Source organism: Clostridium sp. 16K-1-R1 (genome assembly GCF_023921145.1).
Taxonomy (GTDB): domain Bacteria; phylum Bacillota; class Clostridia; order Clostridiales; family Clostridiaceae; genus Sarcina; species Sarcina perfringens.
In genome coordinates this window covers 1-3,842 of sequence record NZ_CP046519.1, presented here as the reverse complement: position 1 = coordinate 3,842, position 3,842 = coordinate 1, and the positions used below count along the sequence as shown (strand labels likewise).

3 protein-coding genes are annotated in these 3,842 nt (G+C 24.8%); 1 reads left to right on the top strand and 2 read right to left on the bottom strand.

Features of this window, described 5'->3' with window-relative positions; translation table 11 throughout:
* Positions 1-372: 372 nt before the first annotated feature.
* Positions 373-894: a hypothetical protein gene (locus GOM42_RS15640; RefSeq protein ID WP_078234344.1), complete on the bottom strand. Its 522-nt coding sequence runs from the start codon at positions 892-894 to the stop codon at positions 373-375.
* Between the two features lie 823 nt (positions 895-1,717).
* Here GOM42_RS15640 and GOM42_RS15635 point away from each other — a divergent pair.
* The gene (locus GOM42_RS15635; RefSeq protein ID WP_078234346.1) at positions 1,718-2,371 is read left to right on the top strand and encodes a hypothetical protein; all 654 of its coding nucleotides are present in this window, start codon (positions 1,718-1,720) and stop codon (positions 2,369-2,371) included.
* A gap of 51 nt (positions 2,372-2,422) precedes the next feature.
* On the opposite strand, the gene GOM42_RS15630 is transcribed toward GOM42_RS15635, so the two are convergent.
* Positions 2,423-3,490 carry a protein rep gene (locus GOM42_RS15630; protein ID WP_110016525.1) on the bottom strand — a complete coding sequence of 356 codons (1,068 nt, stop codon included), beginning with the start codon at positions 3,488-3,490 and terminating at the stop codon, positions 2,423-2,425.
* Positions 3,491-3,842 lie beyond the last annotated feature (352 nt).

The window sequence follows — 3,842 nt, the reverse complement described above, 5'->3', positions numbered from 1 at the left end:
TCATTTTTCTCTAAGATTTTTATATTTTTTTAAAATTGAATTATTTAAAATTAAGCTAGATATTTTTATTCAAAAATCCTAACTCAATTTTAAATAAGAGCATAAAGAGAAAATGGTTCCAAAAGTATTTGGAGCCTAGTCAGTGCCTAGGTTTTCTCTGTCCCCCAATGTAAACGTTCTTACATAACTTTTACATACCTTTTTGCATAACTTTTGCATACCATTTTTAGTATGTAAAAGTTATGCAATCTTAAAATCGCTCAAAATCAATTTTAAGGCTATTAAAAAATGTTTTAGTGAAAATATACTAATGTATAGACTAAAACTTCTTACAATTGATTTTAACGCCATATAAAGACATATTAGATGTTGTTAAGAACATAGGTTGTAATAAAAATCTAAAATATGTCTATCAAAAACAATCGTTCTTTTATATTTTCCATTTACAAATACCTTTTTTGTAAATCTATTTTCTTCAGATACCTCAATAAGATTTAATAATTTTAATAAATGCAGCTTATCTTTAAAAAGCATATTTTGATAAGTATTGAAAAAATTCTTTGCTAAATATTTTTTGTCTATATAAATCTTATCTTTATCATGGAACATGATTTCATTTTTAGTTATTTTAGAATGGCTTAAAAAACTATCTTTAAATCTTTTAATTTCATCCATTATGCTAATGAGATTTAAAAACTCATTAAATCTATTGAGTTTTTTAGATAAGCTTTCAATGTTGCATTTTAAATTTTTAATTTCATCATCTTTTAAATCTACAGCTCTTTTAAGTTCTTCTATAACTCCACTCAAATATTCAATCTCATTATCTTTCTCTTTTAATTCATTTTCCTTCTTTCTGTAAATCTCACTTTTAATTATTAAATTATCTATCACAAAATACCACACCCTATCTATTTTAAATAAAATTAGTTCTATATATTACTATAGTAATATATAGAAAAACATAATACGAGTGGGAATTAAATACTAATAAATCTTTTAAAAATCAATAATTAAACGTGGGATATAATCTAAATATTAAAACTTTTTATATCCCCACCAATATTCCCATTATTTTAACATACTTCTTAGGGCTTTGCCCTCACTTCGTTTCACCCATAAACTTTTATAAAAGTTTAATCAAAATTTTTTTAGCGTCTCCGACGGCACTCGCCGTTTGGCAGAAGGACTGTCGTCCTTTTCTATCGAGTGTCTTGATTATTCTCCCAATCAAGGTAGTATAAAAATAAATTGAGCAGATCTATTCAGACCTACTCAATTTATTTTTATCTCCACCTTGATTTTATTGTAAGTTCATTATTTTAAAAATACATAACATTATAATTTTAACATAAATATCCAAAACATATAAGTCTTGTAATCGTTTTTATATAATGTAAAATAAAACTATAATTTTCAAGGACGTGATAAAGTTATGAAAAAAATAAATTTAACAAGAAAGTTATTATTTTTTTTAGGATTAGCTCCTCTAAATGAAGAAATAGATTTAGATTTTAATTTTAAAACTAGAACTATAATTATATTAATTTTTATTAGTTCAATATTCTTATTTAACAAATACTTTTTAAATATATTTATAAGTAATTTAAACATATTTTTAAGAGTAATAATCACATTGACTTATTTATTTATTTGGGTCAACATTTTATATTTAATAACTATAAAACAATATAAAAAATCAAAGGAGTGATATTCAATGAACAAAAAAAGATTTCCTAAATTTTTTTCATTATTACTTATATTAACATTTCTTACTAATCTAAATGTTTTTGCAACAGAACTAAATACTACACAAGATGAAACTCTTAAGAACATAGAGGTAATTACTGATAATGATACTGAATTTAAAACTAAAGCTATATTTTCAACTGGAAGAGAAGAAACAGTGACAATAAATAAAGAAAATGGACAAGTATTAGTAAAAGAAGATGATAAAAAATTGGCAGAATATAATATTGATGAAATTATTACTATAGAAAATAAAGATACATACACAGAAAATAATAAACCTAGAAGAGTAAAAAGGGATGCTGGAAGTTGGTATCAAGTTAGCTCATGGCCAAGAACTAATGTCGAAGCAGATTATAAAAGAGTAAGTGCAGTAATTTCTGGAGCAATGTGGTTGATGCAAATTCCTTATCCAGCAGCTTATGAAGCCATTAAGTACATGTATACAGCTATGACTGGACAAGACTTACCAACAGTATTTGGATATTTATCTAAAAAATGGGAATATTCAGGATTTGTTTATAAGGACAAACACAATAGTTCTAACGGAAAAGTAGTTTATCATTATTGGTTTAACGGAGTATGGAAAGATTATCATGCTGGATATTTTACTTGGAGCTAAATAAAAAAAAGATTAGTGTATAAAATATGCACTAATCTTTTTTTATATCTATCAAAAACTATCTTCCATTTCATTAATTAATTTATGATTTAAACTTTCTTTTTCTTCTTCAGTTAATTCTCTTAATTTTGTATTTTCATATTCTTTCTTAGTCCAATTATAATAAAGCATATACTCATATTCTATTTCATCTTTTTCTTTATAAACTTCTAATTCTCCATCTAAATACATCTTATGAGCCTCTTTAAAAAGTCCTCCAAATACTAATACTTGTTTTCCTTTAAGTGCTTTATAAAACTCTGAAAATACTTTTCTATTTATTAAATAATCACTATCTTTTGCTGAATATTTTGATAGCTCGTACACTTCTTTGTAATTACTCATTTTTGCTTTTCTTACATCAACTTGAGTGATCCTCTCATCTTTCATTGACTTTTTCCATAATTCAAGCCATCTTTCTCTTGAAATATAAGTTCTATTTCCAAAATAACTTTTATTAACTGCTATAACTACATGAAAATGTGGATTATAAGTATCATAGTTAGGTTCTAAATCTCCTACTTTTAATCCTTTATTTTCATAATACTCTTTTTTCTTTCTCCATAATTTTTTAGTTATATATTTTTCTCCTTGATATGTTACTTCAAGTTTTCTTATGTAACCTTTAACTATTAACTTAACTTCTTTAAGTTTCATCAATCTTTCAAAAGCTTTATTATATTCTTTTATAGCTTGTTCAAGTTCTTCTCCAGTAACATTTGGAGTCGTTAAAGTTAAAAATATAAACTCTTTATTTTCTTCTAGCATCAAATGCTCCATTAAAATACTTATCTCTAAACTATCTTTTAAAGCCATTCTCCAACTGCACATTGGACAAAATCTATTTTTACAGAAGTTACCTTGATGTAGCTTTTTATGTTCTAATTTTAAGTCTGCTAACAACATCAAAAATCCCCCACAATCTTTTATTCTTTCTGACATTTTTACAGATACAAAAGGCTCTATATAGTCACTAAACTTTGGATTTTTAACCTTTTTTTCTTTACATTTATCTATTATTTCACATTTGTTAATTTCTTCTTCTTGTTTTTTTGTCAAAACTATAGTATTATTATTCATAGTGAATTAGTTCTTTTGTGTCAACAAAAGGATTTTAAAATTAAATAAAAATGTCCTAATAAGACACGAAAAAGAACTTGCTCCTTTCTGAAGTTATTATAATTTTTTGCTTGGTCACTTAAAATTATAAAATACTTTCCTGAAAATAGCAAGTTTTTATCGTTTAACCCTAGAGTTTTCAACGACTCTAGGGTTTTTTGTTAAATTCGAATAGTTACCGATAGTATCAAGAATGAAATTTCTCGATTTTTTAAGCAAAAAATCTCGCAAAAAGTGTCCGTAAAACTTCCACTTTTTTCAGAAAAAATGAGCAGATAAATCTACTCATTTTTTAAATAAAAATATTATTTTT

What these genes read in the sequence shown, in the direction of transcription:
- GOM42_RS15630 (WP_110016525.1), bottom strand. Translation starts at nt 3,490, where the DNA reads ATGAATAATAATACTATAGTTTTGACAAAAAAACAAGAAGAAGAAATT.
- GOM42_RS15635 (WP_078234346.1), top strand. Translation starts at nt 1,718, where the DNA reads ATGAACAAAAAAAGATTTCCTAAATTTTTTTCATTATTACTTATATTA.